Below are 26,700 nucleotides of genomic sequence, written 5' to 3' on the forward strand. Positions count from 1 at the left end.
ATTCTCAAATTTCATTTTGGGTGAGGTAAATTTTCATGCGTGCATCAGCAACGTCGTTTTACGGGATGATTCTGTCTTTAGCGATGGCGACGATTCTCGCTGTGGTTCCTGCACAGGGGCAAATCAAACAGCGCACTATTGAAGCCAAGGCAGGAGAAGATTGGCATCACGCGCAAACGGGTGTTGCGATGCCAGCCGCGCTTGGCGGTTTCGAGCGCCAATATATACGGGACCTGACCGAGAACGGGTTGGATGTCTTCGCGCAATATCATGGAGACAAAGGTCGGACTCGGGTCACTCTATTCTTCTATCGGGCTGCCGTTGACAGCGTTCCATTGTGGTTTGATGCCGCGAATCAATCTTTGCGCAGGAACGTAGATTTTCTACCGGATAGTAGCGAGTATCTCTCATCTACATTCACGCCGCCGGGACAGTCCAATGCCAGTGGAATGATGGCTGTTTACAGCACGAAGGGTGGCGATTTCAAAAGTAGCGGCGTGGCAATGATGCCACTCAATGGCTGGTTGGTCAAAATCCGTTTCAGTTCCGAAGAGCTCTCACCGGAAGAAATGGCAGTCTTATTGGAACCGATGTTGAACGATATTCAATGGCCAGAAAAGATCGTCTCTGCACCAACCGCTGTGCCAATTTTATCCTGTGCGGGAAAATTGAAGCTAGCCGACAAGGTCAGCCGAATCAAACCGACGACAACGGATGCTATCATTGGTGGCCTTACCGGCGCTTTGATGACCGAAGAATCGCCGGAAGTTGAGGAAGAAGCGGTTGTTTATTGCCGCGATCCGCAAGATTTCGGGCGTTTGTCCATATATCGCCCGGATGAAACGAGAACAGGCTATCTGTTGCCTCTTGGTGATGCTGGTCGCGCCGCTTCTGTGTCCATCAACGATATTGGTGGCCTGATCGGCGGAAGTAAGGGGAAGCGATATACGCCGATCCTTATGAGGCTGGACCAGAATGTCATATTCCCTGATTTGAATAAGTTGCCGACACCACAAACGCTTATGGCTGCCACGGGCGACAATGCGGCGATATCGAGTGTAACGACCTGGCCACTGTCGAGCGGGTCAAACATAACGATCAACGTCTCACCCGATGAGGATCAATGACCATATCCAAAGAAGGCGACCCGACCACCATTCGCCAATTATACGGTCGGCGTCAGGGTCATGCGCTGCGTGATCAACAAGTTGAGTTGGTTGAAAAACTGTTGCCGCAAATTGCGGTTCCTGTTGAAGGCCCGGTGTCATCGTCGACACTGTTTGGCGGCGACCGCCCTCTCCATTTCGAGATAGGCTTTGGCGCGGGCGAACATCTTGCCGCGCGCGCTGATATGCTTCCGGACCACGGTTTCATTGGCTGTGAGCCTTATTTAAATGGTATGGTCGGAGCGTTACAGCACATTCGTGACGGCCATTTGGCGAATGTCCGTTTGCATATGGGCAACGCGCTGGACGTGCTGGAACGGATTCCCGATGGGTCCCTTAGCTTCGTCTACCTGTTGCATCCGGATCCCTGGCCCAAGGCGCGGCACGCCAAACGGCGTTTCATGAACCACGGACCGGTTGACATGATCGCAGCAAAACTAAAGCCTGGAGGCGAGTTCCGTTTCGGTACCGATCACCCTGTTTACCTCGAGTGGGCCTGTATGATCATGAACCAACGTGATGAATTTGATTGGCTTTGCAAAAGTCCGAAGGACTGGAAGATCCGTCCGGGGGGGTGGCCCGAAACGCGCTATGAAGCAAAAGCTCGTCGCCAAGGACATGACGTCTGGTATTTCCGGTATCGTCGAAAATAAACCAATAATTTCGCAACATCCTTTTTTTGAAGCGCCGGAATTCCGGCGTTTTCATCATAAATAACCAGAATTTAACCATGAAGATTAAGCATGCTGGGATGCTGATCTTTAACCTTCCTTTTCTATAAAACGCTTAACCAAAGTCATTGTCGATGCCGGTTTAGATTGGAATGGAGGGCCTAAAAATAGACATGGGTAGGACACCACCCCCTATTGATTCTGCGATTGAATCCGATCCGTCACGCCACAGCGCGACTCCGGTTGATCTGCATATCCAATCCCGTAACCGCCATTTCGCGAGCGCAGCGATCGAGCGGCGACGCTGGATCGGCGGCGATCCCTATGCATCGGCCTTTTTCAACGCGCTATCGGTAACGTTTCCCAAAGGCGAGACGTTTTTCATCGAATCGCTCAAGAAATATCTCGGGCGTGTTCCGCCGAAATTAAAGGCAGAAATTCGTGCGTTCATTCAGCAGGAAGCCGTCCATAGCCGCGAGCATCATTGTTTCAACCAACATTTGACCGACTGTGACCTCGATATTTCGCGACTCGAAGAATCGATCAGCAATGTTATGAATGGCATAAGGGCCATGCCAGAGATCTCGCATCTCGTGGCGACCATGTGCATCGAACATATTACTGCAATTCTGGCGGCTGAGGTGATTGCCAATCCGCGGCATTTTGAACATGCCGACGAACATCAGCGCAATCTTTGGCTCTGGCACGCGTCGGAAGAGATTGAGCATAAAGGCGTGGCTTATGATACATATCTATATGTCACGAGAGACTGGAGCCCGCTGAAACGCTGGTTTGTGCGCAGTTCCTTCATGGCCAAAATTTCGCTTGGGTTTACGCTCAATCGGATCAGGGGCATTCTTGATTTGCTGCGGCAGGACGGGATTTCGGGGGTTCGCGCTTGGGCTGGACTGGCAAAATATGCGCTGTTTACCCCTGCTCCGTTCAGACGGACGCTTGGCCCTTGGGTGCAGTTTTTCAAACCGGGATTCCATCCCTGGGATATTGATGACCGTGACCTCATCCAGCTTGCCGAGAGTGAATATGAAGCGGCCATCATGCGTGATGGGGAAGGTGCCAAGAACGTTTCTGCCTTGGAAGAGCGGAAAGGCTCAGGCCCTTTGAGAAAAGTGGCCTGAGGCTTTTGCTAGGCGGCGAGATTTTGCATCATATCACCCGCCGAATCATCATCAGATAAAGAACGAGTATATTCGACTGCGTCTACGGCCTGTCCCCTGCCTTTTGAAAAGCGAGGCGCGGTTCGTCCGGTCGGTCTGAAACCCAGATTCCGGAGGACTTTTCCTGATGCGGGATTGTCGACAAAATGCTCAGCCTGTATTTCTGGATGACCCAATGTTTTGGCAATATCCAGCACCGCGTGGCCGGCCTCGGTCGCATAGCCATGTCCCCAGTGATGGCGGGCAATCCAATAGCCCAGCTCGAGGTGGCCTTGGCCATCATCTCCGAATCCGATTGAACCGAGAAACTCTGGCGCTTTGCCGTTGCGGCTGAAGATTAGAAAATTCGGATTGAGGACAGGGCGCGGCATTGCCAAAAATTCCGCGGCATCCTGGCTCTCATATGGCCAAGGGGCTTTTGCAAGGTTGCGGACGACCACTTCATCATTGATCGCGGCGAACAGGGTGCCACTATCTTCAGGCCAACCAGGCCTCAGAAGCAATCTTGGTGTTACGGCAAACATCGGGACTCTCCATCATCATCTATATGACGCCCCTGTCTTGATTGATGTATCCATTAGCGGACCACCGTTACAAGACCGTGACGTTATGACAGGGAGAGACAAAAAAAGGGAGAGGATGACCCTCTCCCTGAAATTGGTGGTTCTTGTGAACCTGCCGGGTCATCCCTCTAGAGGACAACCCTTTATCGATTGTCCGATTATTCTGCGGCTTCCGCCATGACGTCGACCGACACATATTTGCGGCCGAGCTTGCCTTTGTGGAATTCCACTTTGCCATCAACAAGTGCAAATAGCGTATGGTCTTTGCCCATACCGACATTGCGACCTGGATGGGTCTTGGTTCCGCGTTGGCGGATAATAATATTGCCGGCGACAACAGCTTCGCTGCCAAATTTCTTGACGCCCAGGCGACGACCTTCTGAATCGCGCCCGTTGTTGGATGAACCACCTGCTTTTTTATGTGCCATGGTTTAGCCCTCTTTCTTGGCAGCCGGCTTTTTAGCGGCTGGCTTCTTGGCCGGTGCTTTCTTCGCAGCAGCCGGTTTTGTTTCGGTTTTTGCAGCAGCTTTTTTCGCTGGTGCTTTCTTGGCCGGAGCGGCTTTCGCTTTAGCGGCTGGCTTTTCTTTAGCCGGAGCAGCTTTTGCTTCAGCGGCTGGCGCAGCTTCTTTTTTTGCAGCGGCTTTTTTCGGCGCTTTTGCAGAACCGATGGCGCTGATCTTCAGCACAGTGTGCTGCTGACGATGGCCGTTTTTCCGGCGATAATTATGCCGGCGGCGCTTCTTGAAGATAATGACCTTCTCGCCTTTTTCTTGCGCGATGATCTCTGCCGCAACGGTCAGACCCTTGGTGTCCTTGATGTCGCCACCGTCACCGGCCAGCAAAACGTCGTCCAGAGTGACAGAATCACCAGCTTCACCAGCTAGTTTTTCGACTGCGATAATATCTCCTGCGGCAACCCGATACTGTTTGCCGCCGGTGCGCACAATTGCGAACATGGCTATTTTCCGTTTCAAATTTGTGGTTCCAGCGCACATGACCGTTAACGCGAGTCCTTCGGCTCACGCTGGAAAGAGTGGGCAGCTAACCGATGAAACTGGCGCTGTCAACCAGCTTAAGGCGATTTAAGGCTATTCGAGGTGACGTGGCATCGCTCCGCTTCTCGTTGGAGATTGGCCGTTGCAGACGGGTTAAGCCTCTCCTAAAGACAGAGCAATGAAAAAACTCTCAGCTTCGGTAACGATAATCTCTGTGACCTTGTCGGGTTGCGCGATGCAGCAGGGCGATTTTCCGTCGCTTCTGAAACGCCCTTATGAAGATGATTCGCCGATCCGCGAATCATCCGCACCTGCCGTTGCGATTTCCTCTCTGTCCGCGGAACAGCAAAATCGACTAAACGCAGCAGCAGCCAAGAGCGTTGCTGCGGATGACAAATTTCAAACCAGTCTGCCACGCGTCAAAAAACGGGCGGCTGCGGCGCGCGGCGCGGCCGTGTCGAGTGAATCGTGGGTCGTTGCGCAAATGGAACTGGCTGCGCTAGAGATTCTCCGTAGTCCCTCGGTCGAGGCGCTGGCCGATATCGATGCTCTCTATAGGGAACAGCTGGTTCGCCAAGGCGGTCAAAACGCGTCAGGCGGAACCGCGGTCATTGCAAAGCAGCGCGATGTCGTGCGCCGGCAGGTGGAGCGTCAGCAAGCCGAGATCGACTCAATGAAAGGCCAGCTGCGCTAGACCAAATTGCTTTATGCCAGGCCGTCGACCGCCGCTTTGTGCGCCTTCGCATTTTCGACATAATGGGCAACGCTCATGCGCATTCCGGCAATCGCTTGCTCGGGCAATTCGCGCATAAATTTAGCGGGTGAGCCTGCCCACAGTTGTCCCGTGGGGATCCGTTTGTTGGGCGTCAGCGTCGCACCGGCTGCCAGCATCGCATCGCCTTCTACCACACAGCCGTCCATGACCGTCGTGCTGAGGCCAACAAAGGCCCGGTCTTCCAGGGTCGCCCCGTGTAGCATCACCATATGCCCGACAAGAACATCATCACCGATGATGGTTGGGTGGCCATTGGGCGTAACCGGGGTGGCGCTGTCGCAATGGATGGTGGTGCCATCCTGAATATTGCTGCGCGCACCGATTCGGATGAAATTCACATCGGCGCGAATCACACAATTATACCAGATGCTCGCTTCCGGACCGATTTCGACATCGCCGATAATCTTGCAACCCGGTGCGATGAAGGCGCTGGGGTGGATTTTGGGCGTCTTGTCATTGAAAGGCAGGATGAGGGGGTCGGTCATTGGTTTCTCTCTGTACAATAGGTGACATGGCGTAGCAGGTCGCTCTCGGGATCGACGCTGGGGTGATCAAAGTCCAGTTCCGGCAAATATATCATATCCAGCCTCTCCATCACGGCGCGGCTGCGCCGGTTGTTCTCGCTGGTGATCGCCCAGATTTGTTCATCTGGATATTGAAGCGAGGCCCATTGAATGCATGTTTTTGCTGCTTCGGTGATATATCCGTTGCCCCACATATCGGAACCCAGTCGCCAGCCGATCTCCAGCTTGTCGAGAATAGGAGCATGGCTGCCGCGAATCATTCCGCACCATCCGATCAGGCGATCATCCGACTTTCGGTCCAGTGCCCAGAAGCAACATCCATCCTTAGCCTGGAGCTTCTGCATCCGGCCTATGAGATCTGCCACCTGCTCCCGTGTCATGAGAGGTCCCAATGTTTCTCGCACCTTGGGATCGTTATTGATCGCGTGAAAAGCATCCAGATCGTCTGAGCGCCAACCCCGCATGATCAGATGTTCTGATTCGAGGAAAAATTCAGCCATTGAGGAGGCGCGCCGCATCTGCCGCGAAATAGGTCAGCATGCCGCTGCAACCGGCCCGCTTGAATGCGGTCAGGGTTTCCATCATTAGCGCATCATGGTCGCCCACACCGGCTGCCGCGCCGGCTTTGATCAGCGCATATTCGCCAGACACTTGATAGGCGAAGATCGGCACGTTGAATTCGGCCTTGGTGCGATGGATGATATCGAGATAGGCGAGGCCCGGCTTGACCATGACGCTATCCGCGCCCTCGGCAATGTCGAGCGCAATTTCGCGCATCGCTTCGTCGCTATTGGCCGGATCCATCTGATAGGTCTTCTTGTCGCCTTTCAGCAGCCCGCCAGAGCCAACGGCATCGCGAAACGGGCCATAGAAGGCGCTGGCATATTTGGCAGCATAAGCCATGATCTGGACATCGTGATGATTGGCAAGTTCCAGAACGCTGCGGATCGCGCCGACCCGACCATCCATCATATCGGATGGCGCGATAATATCGGCTCCGGCATGGGCCTGATTCAGCGCTTGTTTGGTCAATATTTCGAGCGTGCGGTCATTTTCGACATAGCCCTTGTCATTGAGCAGCCCATCCTGGCCATGGCTGGTATATGGATCGAGGGCGACATCGGTGAGGATGCCGATATCATCCCCGAGCGCGTCTTTGACCGCTTTGGTCGCGCGGCACATCAGATTGTCTGGATTGAGCGCTTCTTGGCCATCGTCGCTGCGTTTGCCGTTTGGCGTATTGGGAAATAATGCGACACAGGGAATGCCCAGATCACGGGCCTCTTTTGCGCGCTCTACAATCAGGTCCACCGACCATCGAGAAACGCCGGGAAGGGAATCAATCGGTTCTTGAACATCGCTCCCCTCGGAAATGAAAAGCGGCCAGATCATATCCGCAGGCGTGAGATTGTTTTCACGGACCATTGCTCGGCTCCATGTCGAAGCACGGGTGCGGCGGAGACGGGTGTGTGGGAATGAAGCGCTTGTGGTTGTTTCCATGATGCAGCCTTAGCCGACCCTTCAAGGCTTCTCAATATCCCATAAGGGTTTTGGGCCTTGCAATCTTGCTGCCTGTTGGGATTGGCGAGAAGATGAACCCGCCCGAAGCAAAGCTGGAAGCGGCAGTCGCGGTTTGTGTCGGCAAGACCTGAGGCCATTCGCCTCAGCTGACCGTGCTTTTCCCCAGGCGGCTAATTTCCCGCTGCTCTTTCGGAGCAGTTGTGGCGCTTTTCAGCGTCACAAGGGCGGCCCCCGGCGTCACTTGTTTGACACGTTTCAATTCGCTCCGGAATCGTCTCAGTTCTTTTCCACTCAGTTCCGCGCGTTGCACGAATTTTACCGAATTGGGATTGATCGTCCGTCCGCCGCGATAGAGTTCATAATGAAGATGCGGTCCGGTCGAAAGGCCAGTTGATCCGATATAGCCGATAATCTGGCCCTTGCGCACGCGCCGTCCGTTGCGCACCGCGATCCGGCTCATATGGGCATAGCCAGACGCCAGTCCGCCCGCATGTTTGATTTTTACAAAATTGCCAAAGCCACCTTTGCGGCCGGCATAGGTAACGGTGCCGTCTGTGACCGCGTAAATGGGCTTGCCATAGCCGCCGCCGAAATCCAGTCCGCTGTGCATGCGCTTGTAGCGCAGGATCGGATGGCGCCGCATGCCATATCTGGATGTGATCCGTCCATTGGTGGGCCGGGCCAGTTCGCCATTCGACTGGCCGACTCCGGATGCCTCAAACCAGTTGGTGCGACCGCCGCTCTGCCATTTCAGCATTTGCGTCTTCGCTTTGCCGCCGCGATCCAGGCCGGCGTACATGAGTTCACCAACTTCGACTTCACCGGTCTCTGCGCGGCGATAGGAGAGGATGATGTCAAATTCGTCGGTGCTGCGAATGTCTCGGGAAACCGACATTTTCTTGCCGATCACTTGCAGATATTTTTGGACAGCATCGGCTGGGGCACCGGCGGCGCGCGCCGAGCGGTAAAGGCTGGACCCGACCGTACCTTTGATCCGCAGCGGAGTGTCGTCCACCAATATAGGTTTGCGATTGAGCTTAAGTTGCTCTCCGTCACGCAGCACTTCCAGATTCAGGTCGAACCGTGCACGAAAAGCCAATTGATCCAGCGGCCGGGCCTGGTTCTTGGCCGGGCGACGACCGAGGACAACGTCGATTTTGGTGCCGGGCTTGATGTCGCCAAGAGCAACAGCGCCGCTGACCAACCTATTGACCTGCGCTGCTTCATTGCTGGCCACACCGGCGCGCTGCAAAACCCGTCGCAGGCTATCGCCGCGACCCAGAGTAGCCACCAGTTCGACGGACGGGCGTTCCGGGCTTTCCGCCAGCGGGCGCACCGCATCGGTTGCGGCCATTCTTACGCCGGTGTCGGATCCATATGCGAGCGGCGCGATCATCTGCGAACGGGCCTGATCCGCCCGGTATCCACTGAGCGGATCCGCGCGATGTCCGGTAATCGGACCGAAATCGGGGAGACAATATAGGGCTACGCCGCATAAGGTCGCGAGGGTCACTAGACCGCGGAACCAGATCAGACTTCCGATGTTCACGCCAAGATCGGGTACCCACTCGACTTCGGCAAAATAGTCACGCCATTCACCAAGCTTTTCTTTGGAGAAAAAGGCGGCGGGCAGCGACGATTGAAGAGGGTTTTCTGCGATGGTTGCAGCCCCTTGCACTGGCATGTTGATATCGTCGATACTCTTGAACAAACGAACCCCTTGGCGACGCAATTTACGGCTTTGCATCCAGATTACATGAAACATCTGTGCACGAACTTAGTTAATGTCAAATTAACCCGCCGCGGTCGCGTCATGCATGCGGCGAAACGTGCAAAATCGCAGTTATCCAGTCTCTCTGCGCCGATTTTACGCCAAGCCTCTTGCAACTCGCAGCCTTATAAGCTGTTGTGCAGATAATGTCCCCTGTTGATCCGCCGTCCCTTATCGCCGTTCTCGGCCCGACCAATACCGGTAAAACCCATCTTGCTATCGAACGCATGTGTGCGCATTCGAGCGGGATGATCGGATTTCCGCTGCGTTTGCTAGCGCGGGAAGTCTATGATCGGGTGGTCGCTCTCAAAGGCGCCAATCGGGTGGCATTGGTCACCGGTGAAGAAAAAATCATACCAAAAAATGCCCAGTGGTTCCTGTGCACGGCCGAAGCCATGCCGATGGATCGCGAATTTTCCTTTGTCGCGATTGACGAGGCGCAGATTGGAATCGACCCCGAACGCGGCCATATATTCACCGACCGGATGCTCTATGCCCGCGGCCGCGACGAGACGATGATCTTGGGGTCGGAAAGCCTGCGACCATTGATCGAGACGCTGCTGCCCGAGGCCGAGATTGTCACCCGTCCGCGCTTTTCCACTCTGAGTTACGCTGGCCCCCGCAAGCTTTCTCGTTTGCCGCGGCGATCAGCCATCGTCGCCTTCTCGCTCGAGGATGTCTATACGATCGCCGAGATGCTCCGCCGGCAGCACGGCGGCGCGGCGATTGTCATGGGATCGCTTTCCCCGCAGACCCGGAATGCACAGGTCAAAATGTATCAGGATGGCGAAGTCGATTATCTGGTGGCAACCGATGCCATTGGCATGGGGCTTAACCTGGATGTCACCCATGTTGCCTTTGCTGCTTTAAGGAAATTTGACGGCCGTCGCCGACGACGGCTCACGCTCGCGGAAATTGGACAGATTGCCGGACGGGCCGGACGCCATCAGAAAGATGGCAGCTTTGGCGTGCTATCCGGACTGGCCTCGTCCGATGAACTGCAGGCGGAAGATATTGAAAATTTGGAATCGCACCATTTTCCCCGACTGGAATGGCTTTACTGGCGCAATGCAGAACCCGATTTCGGGTCGGTAGATCGCTTGATCCGTTCGTTGGAAGAAAAGCCGCACGACCGGCGATTGCGCGCTGCGCCAGAAGCCGTCGACTTGGCGGTTTTAAAACGACTCTCGCAAGATCCGGCCGTGTCTCGGCATGCGGTTTCGCCGGATATGGTGCGCTTGCTTTGGGAGGCCGCGTGCATTCCAGACTTTCGCAAGGTCGGGGCGGATCACCAGGCGCGTTTCATCGGCTCGCTCTGGCCGCATCTCGCATCCGCTTCGGGCAAAATCCCCCATGCCAGAATGGCGCAGGAAATATCGCGGCTGGAAAATGTGCAGGGTGATATCGCGACGCTGGGAGCGCGTATCGCCGCCGCGCGCAGTTGGAGCTATATTGCGCAGAAAACCCGCTGGGTGGAACAACCCGAGGTAATGATCGATCGCACGCGCGCGCTGGAATCGCGACTGAGCGACGCGATGCACAGTCAGCTTACCCAGCGGTTTGTTGACAAACGGACGCGGGTTTTGATGCGTGGTCTGATGAAAGATACTCTGCCACAAGACGTAATCGTCGATGAGGATGGGACGGTTCTGGTTGAGGGACAGGAAATTGGAACACTCAAGGGCTTCCAATTTGTTGTGCCATCCGATAGCCGGAGAGAAGATCGTAAGATGCTGCTTGCCGCAGCAGAAAGATATTTGGGACGAATTATGACGGAAAATGCAGACGCGCTAGCCAAGGCACCGGACAGTGTTCTGGCCTTGGTTCCCGATGCGGCGGGCCAGCCGGCGATACTCTGGGGTGACGAACGGCTCGCGGTGCTGGCCAAGGGCAGCACTTTGTTACAGCCCGAGATCAAATTCGACCGTGCGATCAAGGACATGGCGCCCGAAGATGGCCAGAAAGTCATCGACCGGGTGAAAGCCTGGGTCTCGGCGATGAAGGACAAGCATCTGCAGGGCTTGGTGAAAATTGACGCGCTGGCCAATGAACCGGCAACGCCGGCCGCGGTGCGCGCGCTATTTGCCCAGATTGTTGACGCTGGCGGCATCCTTTCGCGGCGCGATATCGATGAAGCCGTTCGCGCGCTCGACAATGACATGCGCGGCCATGCCCGCCGGGCGGGTCTGGTCTTCGGCGCGCTCGATATTTTCCATCACGCGCTGATGAAACCCGGCGCCGTGCTGTGGCGAACCGCTTTGTTCGCGGCCCATGACGCGAAGCCCATGATCGATCAGGCACCGGACAATGCCGTGCATCTCAAGGAAGGGACGTTTGCGGCGGCCGAGCACGCATCACGGCTCGGTTTTCGCAGAATTGCTGATGAATATGTTCGGGTCGACATGGTCGAACGTTTGATAAAACAAGCCCATGAAGCGCGGAAAGCCGGCGAGATATTCTCTGTCGATGCTGCGCTGGCAACATCTTTGGGGCTATCCAAAAGCTGTCACGAGGCGCTGCTCGGCCTGGCTGGCTTCGTCAAAACCAATGACAAGCCCGCAGCGGCGAAAGAAGTTGTTGAGAAAGCCGATAGCGCTCCGACTTCCTCCGGTGAAGAAGCGGTGGCCACGCCAGAAGATACGGTCGCATCGAATGCGCCGCCAGCTGCCGAAGCAGAACCAGCTAAGACGCCATCCGAGGCCAGCCCAGAATCGAAGGGACCTGTCGAGCCTGCGCAAAATTGGCGTTGGAAGGGAATGGCGCGCAAGAACAATCGCAATCCGTCAAAATCCGCTCGAAAAAGTCACAAAAACGTTAAGAATGCGCCTGGAAAGCGCAAGGTTGAACCGGTCCTCGCCACCGCAAGCGGTGCCTTTGCTGAACTGGCGGCGCTCAGGGACAGTATGAAAAAATAGGATGCAGGCTTGAGCAGAAGAGACGTGAATCGAACGTCCGTGGCGGATCAAACGCTGCGGATCGACAAGCTGCTCTGGTTTCTCAGATTTGCCCACAACCGGACTATGGCCCGTAAAATTGCAGAAAAAGGACATGTCCGCCTGAACGGGCGGCGTATCGAACGCGGGCATGTGAAGGTGCGTCAGGGTGACATATTGACGATACCTCAGGGCCGCAACGTCCATGTTGTGCGGATATCAGCGCTGCCGGAACGGAGGGGCAGCGTCGCGCTGGCGCATTCCTGTTACGAGATATTGCAGACTGGCAATTGAAATAGCGGTCAAACCAACTGTTGACGTGTCAGAAATTGCACAATAGCTAGGATCGGATCGCCACCCACAAGTAGCGGACTGGTATAGGGGAGTTCACGACCAGATGACTTATGTTGTTACCGAAGCCTGCATTAAGTGCAAATATATGGACTGCGTTGAAGTCTGTCCGGTGGATTGCTTTTACGAAGGCGACAATATGCTGGTCATCAACCCCAGCGAATGCATTGATTGCGGTGTTTGTGAACCCGAATGCCCTGCGGAAGCGATTCTGCCGGATACCGAAGACGGCCTTGAAAAATGGCTCGAGGTAAACACCAAGTTTTCCGAAGAATGGCCGAATATTACGGTTTGCCGCGAACCGCCTGCTGATGCTGATGAGTTCAAGGGCATGGAAGGCAAGTTTGAAGCGTTCTTCTCTGAAAAACCCGGTCAGGGCGACTAGTTCGGAGGGCGGACAGCGGGCTCAATAGAGTCTGCGCCGATCGTCGATCAAACCCAGCAAAAATCGCTCCTTTTCGGTTGTGAACGGCGGGTAAGCTTTTCTCGACGGCGATGCGTTGTGCATTGCAACGATAAATTGCTTTTTTGTGACGAATCTGTTATGCAGTTCCGGTAATCGGCTGAACACCTGAGCTTGCGGGTGGTGTTCGGTCGTTAAATATATGTACGAAAGGGTTTTTTCGTCGGGCATGACGAAGATTGAACGTTACCAGCGTTCTTTTCCATTGAATCAAGAAAGGCTTTTTATGGCTGCGAATGTGCTGTCCTTTGATGTGGGCGATTATGTTGTTTATCCAAAACATGGTGTAGGCCGAGTGATCGAACTGCAAAATGAAGAAATTGCAGGCATGCAACTCGAACTATATGTCTTGCGCTTTGAAAAAGAGCGGATGACCTTGCGGGTTCCGACCAACAAGGCCGAAGGCGTGGGCATGCGCAAATTGTCCTCGGACAAAACGCTGCGTGAAGCTTTGGAAACGTTGAAAGCAAAGCCCAAGGTCAAGCGTTCCATGTGGTCGCGCCGGGCTCAGGAATATGAAGCGAAGATCAATTCCGGCGATCTGGTTTCGATTGCGGAAGTGACCCGCGATCTGTTCCGCGCTGATGACCAGCCGGAGCAAAGCTATTCCGAACGGCAGATTTTTGAAGCGGCATCCAGCCGCCTGGCCCGCGAATTGGCGGCCATGGAAGAAACCGACGAGCCAACGGCTCTGACGAAAATTCTCGAGATTTTGAATATTGCAGCGCCGCAATATTATGAAGTTAAGGAAGATTGATCGATAGTCTTCTGTCGTTCGTCGAAATAGGAAAGGGGTTGTCACAGCGATGTGGCAGCCCCTTTTTTCATGCTTGGATGAGGGTATTTTTAATTTGATCTCCGTCGAGCAAGGGTGTATTAGTTAATTAATACAGCATGGAGGCATAGATGAAAAAAGCAATATTCTTGATACCATTATTGGCGCTAGCAGCTTGCGAGGGCTCAATCGCCAATGCTGTTGGAGATGCGGCATCCAGCACCAGCAGTTTCTCCGATGGCTTGGCCATCGGAACCAGCGCAAGCGATCCCGGAGCCTTTGACGGCGTAACGCTGGCTGGCCCGGACAATATAATTTTCACAACCGCCGATGACTTTTCGATCCGGGCTGAAGGCGATGATGAGGCGATCGAACAATTGCGATACAAAGTCTCCGGCGACCAGATTAAAATTGGTCGAGAGAAAAACGGTATGTCATGGAATAGTAACGGCAAGGCGACGATCTACGTTAGCGCACCGGCTCTGAAAAGCGCAAAGCTTGCCGGTTCTGGTGACATAGAAATAGATGCGATGACGACGGATTCAGCGGCGTTGAGCGTGGCTGGTTCCGGCAATATCCGGGTGACAAAGGTCGATACCGCCTCGCTCAGTTCCAAGATTGCCGGATCTGGCGAGCTATCGATGGCTGGAACTGCAAAAGCGGTGGATATTTCAATTGCCGGATCTGGCGACGTCAATGGCAAGGCATTGGAAGCAGAAAGCGCCAATATTTCTATCGCGGGCAGCGGTGATGTCGAGCTGTCATCCGATGGCACGGTAAATGCCAAGGTCATGGGGTCTGGTGATATCCAAATCCACGGTGATGCAGAATGCAAGTCACGGAAGTCAGGGTCCGGTAAAATTACCTGCGGTTGATCGCGTGACCAACATGCTGAAATCGCTTGGCGATCTGTCCATGCTGTGGCAGATTCGCCGGCGATGGCAAATTTATGGGAAAAATATGCGGTTCCAAAGCTGATCCGCGTAGCATGTTCGCAGCCTGCGGTGATGAAAGACCGCAGCATGATCGTACCAAAAGCCGAAGGCGAGGTGCTGGAGCTCGGTTGCGGTGGTGGGATTAACCTGCAATTTTATGACCGGTCGAAGGTGCGCAAGCTAACCGGCCTCGATCCATCGGCAGAATTGCTCGACTATACCCGCAAGGAAGCAAGCGACCGGGGTTTTGAAATGGATATTTGCGACGGCATCGGTGAAGCCATGCCATTTGCCGATGCCAGCTTTGATACCGTGCTGACCACATTTACATTGTGTTCGGTGCAGGATGGCGCGCAGGTGCTCTCGGAAATGCGCCGTGTATTGAAGCCCGGTGGCAAGGTCCTGTTCCTAGAACATGGTCGTGCGCCCGACCAGGGCCCGGAAAAATGGCAGAAACGGATCGAACCTGTTTGGAAGCATATTGCTGGCGGCTGTCACTTGCATCGACCGGTGACAAAATTGTTTGAAACCCATGGCTATGCGATGACCGACAATGATGGTCATTATGCGCCGAAGACGCCGCGCTGGCTTGGTTGGATGGAATTTGGCGAGGCACGGCCAACATGAGATTTATATCTATTGCCCTTTTAACCGCATCTTTGCTGCTTTCTTCAGCGGCGTCAGCGGCAGAGCGCAAATTCTCTTTGTTCGGCTTTGATGATATTCGCATCGGCAATGGAGTGGATGTGGTGCTGACATCGGGCAAAGGCCCTTCGGCACAAGCAAAAGGCGAAACCCGGGAACTTCTCGACCGGGTGTCCTTGCAGAAGAACGGCAAGCAGTTGATTGTCTCCGTGCGTCCCAAATCTTTGGATGGTGATGACTATGATGCTGACAGCCCGGTCACGCTATATCTCAGCAGCTATGCAATCAGCAATATCACGCATCTAGGATCCGGCCTGGTGACGTTGGATCGTTTGTCCGGCCGGACGCCGCGCGTGCGGTTGGGTGGCTTTGGTACCCTCAAGATTGCCGCGATCGACGCCGACCGGGTGGATGTTGCCATGACCGGCGGTGGTCAAATGACAATGGCGGGTAAGGTGCGCGACGCGCGGCTAGAGCTGCAGGGGGCAAGTATGTTTGACAGCCCGGAACTTACGGCTGAAAAACTGAAATTAATTCAGCGCGGTCCGGCAAGCAGCCGAATGAGAGTGACTAGGGAAGTGGGTATTTCCAACAGTGGAACCGGACAGATTTCCATATCCGGAAAACCCAATTGTACGGTCCGAACCGATGGCGCAGCCGATATCCTCTGCAATCCAGATCGCTAAGTCAGTGTACTGTTCCGATCGTCTGGTCGATCGATAGCAAAACGCAGAGCCGTTCGACCTGCCGCCACTTACAATAATGAATATGGTTGCCGAGGGACCGGCTCTTGTCTGCGCGGTTGGCCGCTTCCAGACCTGCTTCTTCGCCATAGCTGGAAATCAACATCTCGGCGTCGCTATAATGGGTGGAGTCGATAAATACGGGTAATTGCATCAAGGGCTCCTTTTGCGGGAAACGATCGCGCTTCCACTCAGAATTCAAAGTCCTACAATTTACCTGTGGATATATCTTGAAAAGCTAGAGTTAACAACATGTTAACTATATGTTGGATCGGAATCTCTGGCCATCACGCAGCGCTTGGTTTAGGGCTGTCGCCATGGAACCCGAAACCTCAAAACATGCTTCCAATCCTTCCAGCGACGGATCGGAAAATCGCAGCGGCGGCGGCGTTTTCATTGCCATCGGCGCAATTGCTGGCGTATTTGTCGGCGGCTATATGGGACAGCCTTCTGCTGGTCTGCTCGTCGGACTAGCGCTGGGCGTCATTGCCGCACTCGCCATTTGGTGGAGAGGCCGGTAAGCGATCAGACCGCGCTTGTCAGGACGTTGGACGCCACCTATTATCGCTTCATGTTAAAACATCTCAGAAATGTAACGATTCTGCTTATCATCCTTGGGGTGGCCGCAGGCTATTATTTTACCCGGGGCGATACCGCTCGTTTGCCGCTCGAAGCAACCACCGGCGTTGAACCGCAATTGACCAATGTTCGTTCGGAAAATTTCCCGACGATCAATGTCGCGGAAGCTGAGCCTTGGGGGGAAGGAGAAGGGCCACTGGCTGCTGATGGCCTTGTGGTAGAACGATTCGCCGAAGGTTTGGATCATCCGAGAACGATGTTCCGCTTGCCCAACGGAGATCTTCTGGTGGCTGAAACCAACAGCCCGCCCCGGACCAACAAGGGTATTGAAGGCTGGTTCCTGCGCAACTTGATGAGCAAAGCGGGGGCAGGGACTGAATCCGCCAACCGGATCAGCCTGTTGCGGGACACGGATCAGGACGGTCAGGTCGATGAGAAGTTTACCTTCCTCGAAAATCTGAACTCTCCATTCGGAATGGCCTTGATCGACGAGACGTTTTACGTGGCTGATACGGACGCGGTTTATGCCTATCCCTATGCTGAAGGCGAGACCACAATCACCGCCGAAAGCCGCAAAGTTGCTATTTTGAACGCGAAGGCTCCGAACAACCATTGGACTCGCGATCTGCTGGCCAGCCAGGACGGAAAATTCCTCTATATTTCGGTTGGGTCGAATAGCAATATTGGTGAAAACGGGATGGAGCTTGAAAAGGAACGCGCAGCGATTTTGCGGGTTGAGTTAGCGACCAACAAGAAGGCTATTTACGCCGATGGCATGCGCAATCCTGTGGGGATGGCTTATCTGCCGGGTACCGACAAATTCTATACGGTGGTCAATGAACGCGACATGTTGGGCAGTGATATGGTGCCGGATTATCTCACTGAAGTCCGTTGGGGCTCTCATTATGGTTGGCCTTGGCATTTCTGGGGAGGCCATGTCGATCCGCGGATTGATGCAAAAAACCTCGATCACCGTCAATATGAGCGCCGACCGGACTATGCTCTAGGTGCGCACACGGCGCCGTTGGGCCTAGCCTTTTCGCATGGCCAGGCGCTGGGCAAGCCGTTCAATACCGGCGCGATTGTGGCGCGACATGGATCGTGGAATCGTAAACCCCTGTCTGGCTATGATGTTGTCTATGTGAATTTCAATGAGCGTGGCGTGCCGGAAGGCAAGCCTGTTACGATCCTCAGCGGATTTACCAATGAGGAAGAAATGGCGCGGGGTCGCCCTGCGATGGTCGCCTTTGACGAGACAGGAGCCCTGTTGGTCAGCGATGATGTTGGCGGCATTATCTGGCGTGTTTCCCGCAAAGCGGTCACCGGTGGTGCTGCGGCAGAGTGATCGGCTAAGTTAGGGCAACGCCCGTTCGTCCGGCCAGTTCGACAATATATTGCCATGCTATCCGGCCTGACCGGCTGCCGCGTTGTTTCGCCCATAAAAGCGCGTCTTCGCGATCGAATTGCAGCCCATGGATTTCGGCATATTTGGTGATTATCGCAAGATAGGCGTCCTGTGACGCGGCGTGAAAACCTAAGCGCAAACCGAAGCGATCGGACAGCGCCAGTTGGTCATCGACGGCATCGCGCGGGTTGATCGGGTCATCTTGTTCGCTCATCTGGCGTGATAGGATATGGCGCCGGTTGGAGGTCACGTAGAGGCGCACATTGGCGGGGCGTTGGCTCGCACCTCCTTCCAGCATTGAGCGCAGCAGCCGTGGTTCACTGCTGCCTTCGGCAAAGCCTATGTCATCGATGAAGAGGATGAAGCGGCGCTTTACCGGAGCAAGCGTCTCGAACAGCAGTGGCAGTTTTTCGAGCTGGTCCGATGGCGCCTCGATCAGGGCAATATCCTTACCTTGCTCTTGCAGCGCCCAGACTGCCGCTTTGGCGAGGGCCGATTTCCCCATGCCGCGTGAACCCCACAGCAAAACGTCATGGGCCCCATGACCTTTGGCGTGGCGGTCCGTATTGTCCAGCAAGCGTGCCTTTTGTTCATCAATACCGGTGAGCAGATCGATAGCGATAGGAGCAAATGGGATTATCGGACTGGCGTCTTGGCCATCCCAGCGAAATGCATCACCGGATGTCAGATCAACCGGGTTGGCAGCCGCGGGAGCGAGCCGTTCGAGCGCATCTGCAATGCGCTCCAGTGCCTCTCTATTGCCCCCATCAACCATGGCTATCCGGTCAATTCCGAGCTGCTGAGTTGATATAATATGTCAGCGCCATCCATGGCTGCGGCCTCTAGTCCCAATGCTTCCGGGACGATGTGATCCAGATAATAGCGTGTTGTCACGGCTTTGGATTTCAAAAAGCTGTCATCGCCATTGGAAAGTTCTGCCCGAGCGATGCGATTCTGTTTCTTCATCAACATGCCGCAGGTTGCGGTGGCCAGCATCGTCATAAAGGGGTAGCTCCCAGCCAAGCGATCATCGATCGATGCATCGCCGCTGGCCATCCATTTAGCCACTGTTTCACATGATTCTGCCAGCGCCAGCAGTCCGCTTTCATCGCGGCTCTCAGATTTGGCCTCGGCCTTGATATCGGCGATCAAGGACATCATCGCGTCACCGCCATCGAGCCCCAATTTGCGGCCTACCAGGTCGGCAGCTTGGATGCCGTTTGTGCCCTCATATATCGGTGCAATTCGGGCATCACGGAAGTGTTGGCCTGCGCCGGTTTCCTCGATGAAGCCCATACCACCATGTACTTGCACACCGATTGATGCGACTTCATTGCCGATATCGGTGCCATAGCCTTTGATCAGCGGGGTCAGGATCTCGGAACGCGATTTCGCTCCATCTACACCCAATGTCGCGCGATCGATGCTTGATGTGGCATAGTAAAGCAGCGCCCGTGCCGCCTGTGTCAGAGCTTTGGATCGCAAAAGCATCCGCCGCACATCGGGATGCTCGATGATCGCCACAGGCGTCTTATTGCCGCTGCCAGCGCGGGCCGATTGGACTCGTTCTGAAGCGAAAAGGCTAGCCTGCTGGGTTGCCCGCTCGGCGATTTGCACGCCTTGCGACCCAACGTTGATCCGGGCGTTGTTCATCATGGTGAACATCGCCTTTATGCCACCAAATTCGCCACCGATGATCTCGCCGATACAGGCATCTTCCTCGCCATAAGCCATGACACAAGTTGGCGAAGCGTGGATCCCGATCTTATGTTCAATCGATACGCAGGTGACATCATTGGGCGCACCCGGATTGCCGTTGGCATCGAGATGATATTTGGGAACAATGAACAAAGAGATGCCTCTGGTCCCTTCCGGCGCGCCCGGTGTCCGAGCGAGCACAAGATGAACAATATTGTCGGTCAGATCATGTTCGCCGAATGTGATATATATTTTTTGTCCCTTGATCCGGTATTTCCCGGCATGCTCTCCATCGACTATCGGTTCGGCTGTGGAGCGCAACGCGCCAACATCGGATCCCGCTTGTGGCTCCGTCAAGTTCATGGTGCCCGTCCATGCGCCAGAGATCAGGTTGGGGAGATATTGAGCCTTCTGTTTTTCGGACCCGTGAACCTGAATCGCTTCGATCGCTCCGAAGCTAAGCATGGGGCAAAGGGTAAAGGCGAAATTTGCCGCGCCGCAAGTTTCGAGGATTAGGGCTGACAGGGAATAAGGGAGATCTTGGCCGCCAAAGGATTCCGGCCCGTCGATAGAGGCCCAACCGCCTTCGACAAATTGTGCATAGGCCTGCTTATATCCCTCAGGCATGGTCACCTGTCCGTCATTCCAGCGTGCGCCTACCGTGTCGCCAATTCTGTTCAGCGGCGCAAATTCGCCTGCCGCAAATTGACCGATGCCCTCGACAATGGCCTCGACCATATCCGCGCTCGCTCCCGCAAAACGATCATGGTCAGCCAGTTCATCGATGTCAGCAACATGTTTGAGGACAAAATTTTGTTCGCGACCGGGGGCTGTAAAACTCATGAAATTACTATCCGTTGTTGCCTGAAATTCCGTTGGGCTATAGCGCAGGGTCATGTCCGGCTCAAATGATCATATTGGTGCAGAAGTCCGCCGCTACGGCACAGCGACGATTGGCGAGGCCGTCAAACGACTGCGCGCAGGCAGTCTGGTCGCCGTGCCTACGGAAACCGTCTATGGTCTGGCGGCCGATTCGACCAATACAGACGCAGTGGCGGAGATATACCGGACCAAGGGGCGTCCGGATTTTAATCCGCTGATCGTCCATGTTCCGGATTTGAGCGCGGCGAAAAAGCTTGGAGATTTTGGCAATCTTACCATTCAGTTTGCTCAAGCATTCTGGCCGGGCCCGTTGACGCTCGTTGTTCCCAAAGCCGCAAACTGTTCCGCTGCCGCTGCAGTGACCGCGGGCCTAGATACGATCGCTATCCGGTGTCCAGTGCATCCGGTGATGCGCGAATTGTTGGCGGAATCGGGAATGGTTCTCGCTGCTCCGTCAGCCAATCGAAGTGGAGGGATCAGCCCGACTACAGCGGATCATGTTGCGCGCAGCCTCGGAGATCGAGCCCCGTTGATTCTGGATGGAGGTCCATGCGAGCGAGGGCTAGAATCCACTATTGTTGCGATCGATGACAGCAATTATCGGATTTTGCGACCTGGACCGGTCACTCCGATGCAATTGGAAAAAGTGGCTGGCAAGCCATCGATGACTACAAGCACTGGAAAAATCGAGTCTCCGGGGCAATTGGCTTCGCATTATTCGCCTTCCAAGCCTCTGCGCCTGAACGCAACGGCTGCCGAACCGGATGAATATCTCATAGGTTTTGGATTGATTGCGGGCGATTGGAACCTTTCCCCCCAGGCTGACATTGCAGAAGCCGCGAGCCATTTGTTCGCTGCGCTGCACGATGCTGACGCGAGCGAAGGCCTTAAAATTGCAGTGGCTCCTGTGCCTGACGACGGTATCGGTCTCGCTTTGAATGACCGTCTTCGGCGCGCTGCATCGCCCGAATAGCAAGCCTCTTACACACTGTTACATCCTGTAACCTTGGAAAAACAGCCAATTTGCGGTACCGTTTGTTGGTTGGCGTTTGAATACGCTGTTTATCGATTGGAAGGGGAGGGTTATTATGACAACAATGCAAAAATCTTTAGCCGAATTTCTGGGGACATTCTGGCTTGTCTTCGGTGGGTGCGGCAGTGCGGTAATTTCCGCAGCATTTCCGGAAGTGGGCATTGGCCTTTTGGGCGTTTCACTGGCATTTGGTTTAACGGTAGTCACGATGGCCTATGCGATTGGGCATATTAGTGGGTGCCACCTTAACCCTGCAGTCACGATCGGTCTTTGGATGGGCGGGCGCTTTCCGGCCCAGGAAATTCCGGTCTATATTGTTTCACAAGTCGCCGGAGCGATTCTAGCCTCCGCTGCGCTCTATTTGATTGCTTCCGGCAATGCGGATTATAATCTTGCTGTGAATGGCCTCGCGTCCAACGGCGTAGCAGAGCATTCACCGGGCGGATTTTCTATGGGATCGGGCATCGCCATTGAAGTCTTGCTGACATTCTTTTTCTTGATGATCATTTTGGGTGCGACAGATGGTCGCGCTCCGGCCGGCTTTGCGCCCTTGGCGATTGGCTTGGGTCTGACATTGATCCATCTTATCAGCATTCCAATTACCAACACTTCGGTTAATCCAGCCCGCAGCACCGGGCCTGCCTTGATTGAAGGCGGCATAGCATTGTCGCAATTATGGGTGTTCTGGGTAGCGCCAATCGCAGGTGCGGTTTTGGCTGGGATCGTTTACAAAGTCATGGGTGGCTCTGCTAAAGACGTCCCCAGTACCGACGGCTGATACTGACTCATATATGACACATCCAAGGGGCCGGATTTGACAATCCGGCCCTTTTTGGTTTCATTTTGCAATTTTCTACTGGTCAAGCCCTGATAGCTACGTAAGATGCGTTCATTAGGGGTGGTAGTTCGCAATATGACGCTTGGCAGAACGATAATATCGATTTTGGTCGGCCTGGTTTTTCTGACCGGATGCAGCACCAGCGAGCCCGATGACAAACCCGAATCAAGCGAACCCATTCCCGCAGTCGTGACAACTGTTCAACCGATCAGCGCCAATGAAATCATCAACGCTGCAGGAACGGTTCGTTTGCGCAGGGAAACCTCTCTGGGCTTCACGACAAGCGGCAAGGTCGCATCGGTTCGATATGACGAAGGCGATAGGGTAAAGCGCGGCGCTGTGTTGGCTGCTTTGGACAATAGTATTGTTGCAGCGAACCTGAATGCAGCTCGTGCGGAACGCGACCGCGCAGAATCCGAATATGACCGTATCCAGAAATTGTTCAAAGATGGCTGGGTAACCAAATCCCAACTCGAACAATCGGAGGCCGCCGCGCGTGCGGCCCGAGCGCGGATCGAGTCAACTGAATTTGCCAGCCGCACTTCCCATATTCATGCGCCGAGCAATGGCATCCTGCTGACTCGCAACATTGACGTCGGCCAAATCGTAGGCGCGGGCACGACCGCTTTGGTTCTAGGAGAAATTGACAAAGGCTTTGTCCTGCGTGTGCCCATGACCGATTCCGATGCTGCCCGTTTGACGGTTGGCATGCCTGCCAAGGTCTCACTTTCTGCGGTTTCCGATACATTTCTCGAGGCTGTTGTGAGCGAAAAAGATGGACGAGCGGACGAGCGGACTGGAGCATTTGAGGTTAGTTTCTTGCTTCCTGGCAGCGATCAATTGCGTTCCGGTCAATTGGGGACGGTCGAAGTCCAGGTGGCACGGGAGGCATCGTCTAGCTTCGCGATTCCGGCGAATGCCATATTCGGGGTTCGTACCGGAGAAGGCTTGGTTTTTGTAGTAGATGACAAGAACAGGGTCAGGCATCGCAGCGTTACCCTTGGAAATTTGACCGATAACAACTTGGAAATTTTGGCAGGATTGTCGGAAGGCGAGGTTATCGTGATGCGGGGCATCGAGAAACTGCGCGACGGCGATTTGATAAAACCTCTCAGGACAGAGCGGTGATCGCTGCCTGGACCCAAAAGGACCGTCAAGCCTGATATGCTCGCCCAATTCGTCATTTCTCGCTGGCAGCTGACCTTGGTCCTTTTCCTGTTGCTGGTTGTGCTGGGCATGGCTGCGCTCAACAATATTTCAAAGGCTGTTGATGCCCATTTCCCTATACCGGCGGTAAAAATCATTGCGATCCAGCCCGGCGCCGATGCGCAGGAAATGGAAGAGACGGTAGCCAAACCCATAGAAGATGTTGTTCAAGGCCTGGATGATATCGTCGAAGTGCAGTCAACGAGCACGGATGGCGGAACTGTCGTCACCGTTGAATTCAGTGAATGGTCAGGGGATGTCGATGGTTATTTCGATGACGTTGTCCGCGAAGTCTCGGCCATTCGTGATCAACTTCCTCAAGAATTGCAAAAACTAGAATATCGTAAAATCCGTACGACCGAGGCTGCGGTGATGCAGGTGGCTTTGGTCAGCGAAACCGCTTCTTGGCGGCGGATGGAAAAATATGCAGATGATTTGGTGGACGTCTTTACCCGCAATCCCGGTGTCCGGGAATCGCGGATATTTGGCTTGCCTCAACCCGAGGTTAGTGTGGCAGTTAACCCGGAACGATTGTCTGAATTGCGCGTTCCCGCTAGTGCTGTTGCTGATGTCATTCGTCAGGGCGGTGCAGATTTGCCCGGAGGCGCAGTACAAAGCGGCGAGTTGAGGTTGAACGTCGAGGCCGGCGGTGCTTTTCGGGATTTGGATGCCATTCGCGGATTGCCGTTACGAGCGTCGGACGGTTCGCTTTTAACCGTCGGAGATGTCGCGGACATTGGCTGGGGAGCGGAAGAGCAGATTTATCGGACCCGGCACAATGGTCAGAGGGCCGTGTTTCTAACCGTGACGCAGAAAGACGGCGTCGATGTTACCCGTTTGAAAACCGAGCTTGATATTGCGCTGGATCAGCAGCGGGCGATTTTGCCTCAAGATATCAACCTTATCATGCAGTTCGATCAGAGCCGGGACGTGAAGAGACGATTGAGCGAGTTGACCCGCGACTTTTCGATTGCAATCGCATTGGTGATCTTCACGCTTTTGCCGCTTGGTTTGCGGTCTTCGGCGATCGTGATGATCTCTATCCCGCTGTCGCTGGCTTCCGGTCTTTTGGTCCTTTACGGGATGGGATATAATCTCAGCCAGCTTTCGATCGCTGGTTTTATCGTCTCGCTGGGTTTGCTGGTGGATGATAGCATTGTCGTGACAGAGAATATTGCTCGGCATCTGCGAATGGGCAAGACCCGAACCCAAGCAGCAATTGAGGCGAGTTTGGAGATCCGTGCTGCGGTTATTGGGTCGACTGCTGTTTTGGTTCTGGCTTTTGTACCCCTGCTGTTTTTGCCCGGTGGTGCGGGCGCTTATACCAAGTCTTTCTTCATCGCGATAATTGCGACGGTGATCGCTTCTCTGGTGATTTCCCTCTCCCTTATTCCCTTTCTCGCGAGCCGCATGTTGCGCCGCAATGAAGATCCGGAAGGCAATCGGGCGCTGCGTTGGGTCAACGACAAGATTCATAGGTTTTACCGGCCGTTTTTGGGCGTCGCATTGGGCGCTCCTGTGAAGACGGTTGTCATCGCTTTGGCTTTGTGTCTCTCGGCTTTCGCGTTTGTTCCCGCACTGGGCTTCTCGCTCTTTCCCTTTGCAGACGCCCCTTATTTCCGCGTCGCAGTTGAAGCAGAGCAAGGCAGCAGCCTTGACCGCACGGACCAGATTGTCGCGGAAGTTACGAAAGTCCTGGAAACCGAACCCAGTATAAAAGTGCGGGCCGAAAATATCGGCAACGGCAATCCTCAGGTATTCTATAATGTTGGTCCGAAGGCCGAACGCATCAACTATGGTGAAGTGCTGGCCGTGCTGGACGAATGGGACGCCAGTGAAGGTCCGGAGATGATTGATCGTTTGCGTAAGCAATTGGATCAGATTGCGGGTGCACGGATTAAGATTGAGCTTTTCCAAAATGGCACGCCGGTTGACGCACCAATTGTCATCAGGGTCACTGGCCCTGAACTGGACAAGTTAAAGGAACTGTCGAGTATAATTGCCGATGTGTTGAGGAAGACTCCGGGTGCCCGGGATATTGTCAATCCAGTGGAGACGGACAGGATTGATCTGGATATTGGTCTGGACGAGAAAAAGGCGGCTCTGCTCAATATACCGTCGGGCGAACCCCGGCGCGCTATCCGGCTTGCGATTAGTGGCGAACGCGCCGCATCGTTCCGCGATCAGGAAGGGGACAATTATCCTGTGACTGTTCGCTTCCCCTTCGAAGACAGCCTTCCGATATCAGTGCTGCAAACAATCTATGTCGCCACGCGCGCCGGTGATCCAGTGCCGCTATCTCAAATAACCGACCCCAAACTTACCAATGTCACTCCGCAAATTCAGCGCTATCAGCTGCAGCGGACAGTGCTGGTTACAGCGCAGGTTAACTTTGGCGAGGTCCCTTCGAAAGTCAATGATCAGGTCGTGCAACGGCTGGAGCAGGTCGATTTCCCCGATGGTTATAAATGGTCGGTCGGCGGCGAAAGCGAAGCCATCGGGAAGACCTTTGGAGACTTTGGGCCGTTGATCATTACTGCACTGATGCTGATTCTGGCCGTTTTGGTCGCCGAATTCCGGCGCTTTCGTGAAACGATTGTTGTTGCTGGCGTTATTCCTCTCGGGACTTTTGGCGGTATTCTTGCTCTTCTTATCACCGGGAACTCACTAAGCGTGATGGCCATTATCGGCTTCATTGCCCTGATCGGCATTGAAATCAAAAACTCCATATTGCTTGTAGACTTTACCTCACAATTACGAGCCCAAGGTATGGGATTGCGGGAGGCGATAGAGAAGGCAGGGGAAGTGCGCTTTCTTCCCGTTCTGCTTACCTCTATCACCGCGATTGGCGGCTTAACCCCTCTCGCCTTATGGGGGGGAGCAATGTATGCGCCCTTGGCCGTCATCATCATCGGAGGATTGATCAGTTCGACCCTCTTGTCTCGCGTGGTAACACCCGCCATGTATCTTTTGGTGGCTAGAAGCGATGAAGAAGGCAAGGGCACGGAAGAAGATCCAAGAGGCGATGCCGTCGCCGTATAAAGGAAATATAT

General features: G+C 54.5%; 28 protein-coding genes. 17 read left to right on the forward strand and 11 right to left on the reverse strand.

Annotation, left to right across the window (positions count from 1 at the left end):
* Positions 1-35 precede the first annotated feature (35 nt).
* The 3 genes from ABJV08_RS03875 to ABJV08_RS03885 all read left to right on the forward strand — a co-directional run bounded on the left by ABJV08_RS03875 (position 36) and on the right by ABJV08_RS03885 (position 2,973).
* Positions 36-1,127, forward strand: a complete 1,092-nt coding sequence (locus tag ABJV08_RS03875) for a hypothetical protein (protein WP_348041525.1) — start codon at positions 36-38, stop codon at positions 1,125-1,127.
* Positions 1,124-1,819, forward strand: coding sequence for a tRNA (guanine(46)-N(7))-methyltransferase TrmB (locus ABJV08_RS03880; RefSeq protein ID WP_348041524.1), 696 nt, complete (start codon positions 1,124-1,126; stop codon positions 1,817-1,819). The genes ABJV08_RS03875 and ABJV08_RS03880 overlap by 4 nt, the downstream gene beginning before the upstream one ends.
* A gap of 191 nt (positions 1,820-2,010) precedes the next feature.
* Positions 2,011-2,973 carry a metal-dependent hydrolase gene (locus tag ABJV08_RS03885; protein ID WP_348041523.1) on the forward strand — a complete coding sequence of 321 codons (963 nt, stop codon included), beginning with the start codon at positions 2,011-2,013 and terminating at the stop codon, positions 2,971-2,973.
* 8 nt (positions 2,974-2,981) lie between these two features.
* Here the strand turns inward: ABJV08_RS03885 and ABJV08_RS03890 are convergent, their stop codons facing one another.
* The 3 genes from ABJV08_RS03890 to rplU all read right to left on the reverse strand — a co-directional run bounded on the left by ABJV08_RS03890 (position 2,982) and on the right by rplU (position 4,531).
* Positions 2,982-3,536, reverse strand: a complete 555-nt coding sequence (locus ABJV08_RS03890) for a GNAT family N-acetyltransferase (protein WP_348041521.1) — start codon at positions 3,534-3,536, stop codon at positions 2,982-2,984.
* Positions 3,537-3,733: 197 nt separating this feature from the next.
* Entirely contained in the window at positions 3,734-4,003 is a 270-nt protein-coding gene (gene rpmA / locus ABJV08_RS03895; RefSeq protein ID WP_348041519.1) for a 50S ribosomal protein L27, read from the reverse strand.
* A 3-nt stretch (positions 4,004-4,006) separates the two neighbouring features.
* Positions 4,007-4,531: a 50S ribosomal protein L21 gene (rplU, locus tag ABJV08_RS03900; protein WP_348041517.1), complete on the reverse strand. Its 525-nt coding sequence runs from the start codon at positions 4,529-4,531 to the stop codon at positions 4,007-4,009.
* A 217-nt stretch (positions 4,532-4,748) separates the two neighbouring features.
* On the opposite strand from rplU, the gene ABJV08_RS03905 reads away from it, so the two are divergent.
* Positions 4,749-5,264, forward strand: a complete 516-nt coding sequence (locus ABJV08_RS03905) for a hypothetical protein (RefSeq protein ID WP_348041515.1) — start codon at positions 4,749-4,751, stop codon at positions 5,262-5,264.
* Between the two features lie 11 nt (positions 5,265-5,275).
* On the opposite strand, the gene ABJV08_RS03910 is transcribed toward ABJV08_RS03905, so the two are convergent.
* The 4 genes from ABJV08_RS03910 to ABJV08_RS03925 all read right to left on the reverse strand — a co-directional run bounded on the left by ABJV08_RS03910 (position 5,276) and on the right by ABJV08_RS03925 (position 9,155).
* The gene (locus ABJV08_RS03910; RefSeq protein ID WP_348041513.1) at positions 5,276-5,830 is read right to left on the reverse strand and encodes a gamma carbonic anhydrase family protein; all 555 of its coding nucleotides are present in this window, start codon (positions 5,828-5,830) and stop codon (positions 5,276-5,278) included.
* The gene (locus tag ABJV08_RS03915) at positions 5,827-6,369 is read right to left on the reverse strand and encodes a GNAT family N-acetyltransferase (protein ID WP_348041511.1); all 543 of its coding nucleotides are present in this window, start codon (positions 6,367-6,369) and stop codon (positions 5,827-5,829) included. Before ABJV08_RS03915 ends, ABJV08_RS03910 begins: the two co-directional genes overlap by 4 nt.
* The gene (hemB, locus tag ABJV08_RS03920) at positions 6,362-7,369 is read right to left on the reverse strand and encodes a porphobilinogen synthase (protein WP_348041509.1); all 1,008 of its coding nucleotides are present in this window, start codon (positions 7,367-7,369) and stop codon (positions 6,362-6,364) included. The genes ABJV08_RS03915 and hemB overlap by 8 nt, the downstream gene beginning before the upstream one ends.
* Before the next feature lie 163 nt (positions 7,370-7,532).
* Positions 7,533-9,155: a M23 family metallopeptidase gene (locus ABJV08_RS03925; protein WP_348041507.1), complete on the reverse strand. Its 1,623-nt coding sequence runs from the start codon at positions 9,153-9,155 to the stop codon at positions 7,533-7,535.
* A 152-nt stretch (positions 9,156-9,307) separates the two neighbouring features.
* Here ABJV08_RS03925 and ABJV08_RS03930 point away from each other — a divergent pair, with 152 nt between their 5' ends.
* From ABJV08_RS03930 to fdxA, 3 genes are all read left to right on the forward strand, one after another.
* A complete protein-coding gene (locus ABJV08_RS03930; RefSeq protein WP_348041505.1) occupies positions 9,308-12,076 on the forward strand; it encodes a helicase-related protein in 2,769 nt (922 codons plus the stop codon).
* A gap of 24 nt (positions 12,077-12,100) precedes the next feature.
* On the forward strand, positions 12,101-12,388 hold the full coding sequence (locus ABJV08_RS03935) for a S4 domain-containing protein (RefSeq protein ID WP_348041503.1): 288 nt from the start codon (positions 12,101-12,103) through the stop codon (positions 12,386-12,388).
* Positions 12,389-12,491: 103 nt separating this feature from the next.
* The gene (gene fdxA, locus ABJV08_RS03940) at positions 12,492-12,830 is read left to right on the forward strand and encodes a ferredoxin FdxA (RefSeq protein ID WP_348041501.1); all 339 of its coding nucleotides are present in this window, start codon (positions 12,492-12,494) and stop codon (positions 12,828-12,830) included.
* 21 nt (positions 12,831-12,851) lie between these two features.
* Here fdxA and ABJV08_RS03945 read toward each other — a convergent pair whose 3' ends face one another.
* Positions 12,852-13,079, reverse strand: coding sequence for a hypothetical protein (locus ABJV08_RS03945; protein WP_348041499.1), 228 nt, complete (start codon positions 13,077-13,079; stop codon positions 12,852-12,854).
* A 55-nt stretch (positions 13,080-13,134) separates the two neighbouring features.
* Between ABJV08_RS03945 and ABJV08_RS03950 the strand changes: the two genes are divergently transcribed.
* The 4 genes from ABJV08_RS03950 to ABJV08_RS03965 all read left to right on the forward strand — a co-directional run bounded on the left by ABJV08_RS03950 (position 13,135) and on the right by ABJV08_RS03965 (position 15,949).
* Positions 13,135-13,665, forward strand: coding sequence for a CarD family transcriptional regulator (locus ABJV08_RS03950; protein ID WP_176280795.1), 531 nt, complete (start codon positions 13,135-13,137; stop codon positions 13,663-13,665).
* A 149-nt stretch (positions 13,666-13,814) separates the two neighbouring features.
* Complete coding sequence (locus tag ABJV08_RS03955) at positions 13,815-14,558, forward strand: head GIN domain-containing protein (RefSeq protein ID WP_348041497.1); 744 nt, start codon at positions 13,815-13,817, stop codon at positions 14,556-14,558.
* 63 nt (positions 14,559-14,621) lie between these two features.
* Positions 14,622-15,245 carry a class I SAM-dependent methyltransferase gene (locus tag ABJV08_RS03960; protein ID WP_348041495.1) on the forward strand — a complete coding sequence of 208 codons (624 nt, stop codon included), beginning with the start codon at positions 14,622-14,624 and terminating at the stop codon, positions 15,243-15,245.
* Positions 15,242-15,949 (forward strand): DUF2807 domain-containing protein, encoded by a 708-nt coding sequence (locus ABJV08_RS03965; RefSeq protein WP_348041493.1) that lies wholly within the window; start codon positions 15,242-15,244, stop codon positions 15,947-15,949. Before ABJV08_RS03960 ends, ABJV08_RS03965 begins: the two co-directional genes overlap by 4 nt.
* 1 nt (position 15,950) lies before the next feature.
* On the opposite strand, the gene ABJV08_RS03970 is transcribed toward ABJV08_RS03965, so the two are convergent.
* A complete protein-coding gene (locus ABJV08_RS03970; RefSeq protein WP_348041491.1) occupies positions 15,951-16,160 on the reverse strand; it encodes a hypothetical protein in 210 nt (69 codons plus the stop codon).
* 163 nt (positions 16,161-16,323) lie between these two features.
* Between ABJV08_RS03970 and ABJV08_RS03975 the strand changes: the two genes are divergently transcribed.
* Together ABJV08_RS03975 and ABJV08_RS03980 are read left to right on the forward strand one after the other, a co-directional pair.
* Complete coding sequence (locus tag ABJV08_RS03975; RefSeq protein WP_348041489.1) at positions 16,324-16,527, forward strand: hypothetical protein; 204 nt, start codon at positions 16,324-16,326, stop codon at positions 16,525-16,527.
* A 50-nt stretch (positions 16,528-16,577) separates the two neighbouring features.
* On the forward strand, positions 16,578-17,930 hold the full coding sequence (locus ABJV08_RS03980) for a sorbosone dehydrogenase family protein (RefSeq protein WP_348041487.1): 1,353 nt from the start codon (positions 16,578-16,580) through the stop codon (positions 17,928-17,930).
* Between the two features lie 4 nt (positions 17,931-17,934).
* Here ABJV08_RS03980 and ABJV08_RS03985 read toward each other — a convergent pair whose 3' ends face one another.
* Together ABJV08_RS03985 and ABJV08_RS03990 are read right to left on the reverse strand one after the other, a co-directional pair.
* Positions 17,935-18,765, reverse strand: a complete 831-nt coding sequence (locus tag ABJV08_RS03985; RefSeq protein WP_348041485.1) for an ATP-binding protein — start codon at positions 18,763-18,765, stop codon at positions 17,935-17,937.
* A gap of 2 nt (positions 18,766-18,767) precedes the next feature.
* Positions 18,768-20,531 (reverse strand): acyl-CoA dehydrogenase, encoded by a 1,764-nt coding sequence (locus ABJV08_RS03990; RefSeq protein WP_348041483.1) that lies wholly within the window; start codon positions 20,529-20,531, stop codon positions 18,768-18,770.
* A gap of 52 nt (positions 20,532-20,583) precedes the next feature.
* On the opposite strand from ABJV08_RS03990, the gene ABJV08_RS03995 reads away from it, so the two are divergent.
* The 4 genes from ABJV08_RS03995 (at position 20,584) to ABJV08_RS04010 (ending at position 26,689) form a co-directional block, all read left to right on the forward strand.
* Positions 20,584-21,543, forward strand: coding sequence for an L-threonylcarbamoyladenylate synthase (locus ABJV08_RS03995; protein ID WP_348041481.1), 960 nt, complete (start codon positions 20,584-20,586; stop codon positions 21,541-21,543).
* Positions 21,544-21,658: 115 nt separating this feature from the next.
* Positions 21,659-22,381, forward strand: a complete 723-nt coding sequence (aqpZ, locus tag ABJV08_RS04000) for an aquaporin Z (protein ID WP_348041479.1) — start codon at positions 21,659-21,661, stop codon at positions 22,379-22,381.
* A gap of 135 nt (positions 22,382-22,516) precedes the next feature.
* Positions 22,517-23,569, forward strand: a complete 1,053-nt coding sequence (locus ABJV08_RS04005) for an efflux RND transporter periplasmic adaptor subunit (RefSeq protein ID WP_348041477.1) — start codon at positions 22,517-22,519, stop codon at positions 23,567-23,569.
* Positions 23,570-23,605: 36 nt separating this feature from the next.
* Entirely contained in the window at positions 23,606-26,689 is a 3,084-nt protein-coding gene (locus ABJV08_RS04010) for an efflux RND transporter permease subunit (RefSeq protein WP_348041475.1), read from the forward strand.
* Positions 26,690-26,700 lie beyond the last annotated feature (11 nt).

It is taken from the genome of Parasphingorhabdus sp., assembly GCF_039982395.1.
Lineage (GTDB): Bacteria > Pseudomonadota > Alphaproteobacteria > Sphingomonadales > Sphingomonadaceae > Parasphingorhabdus.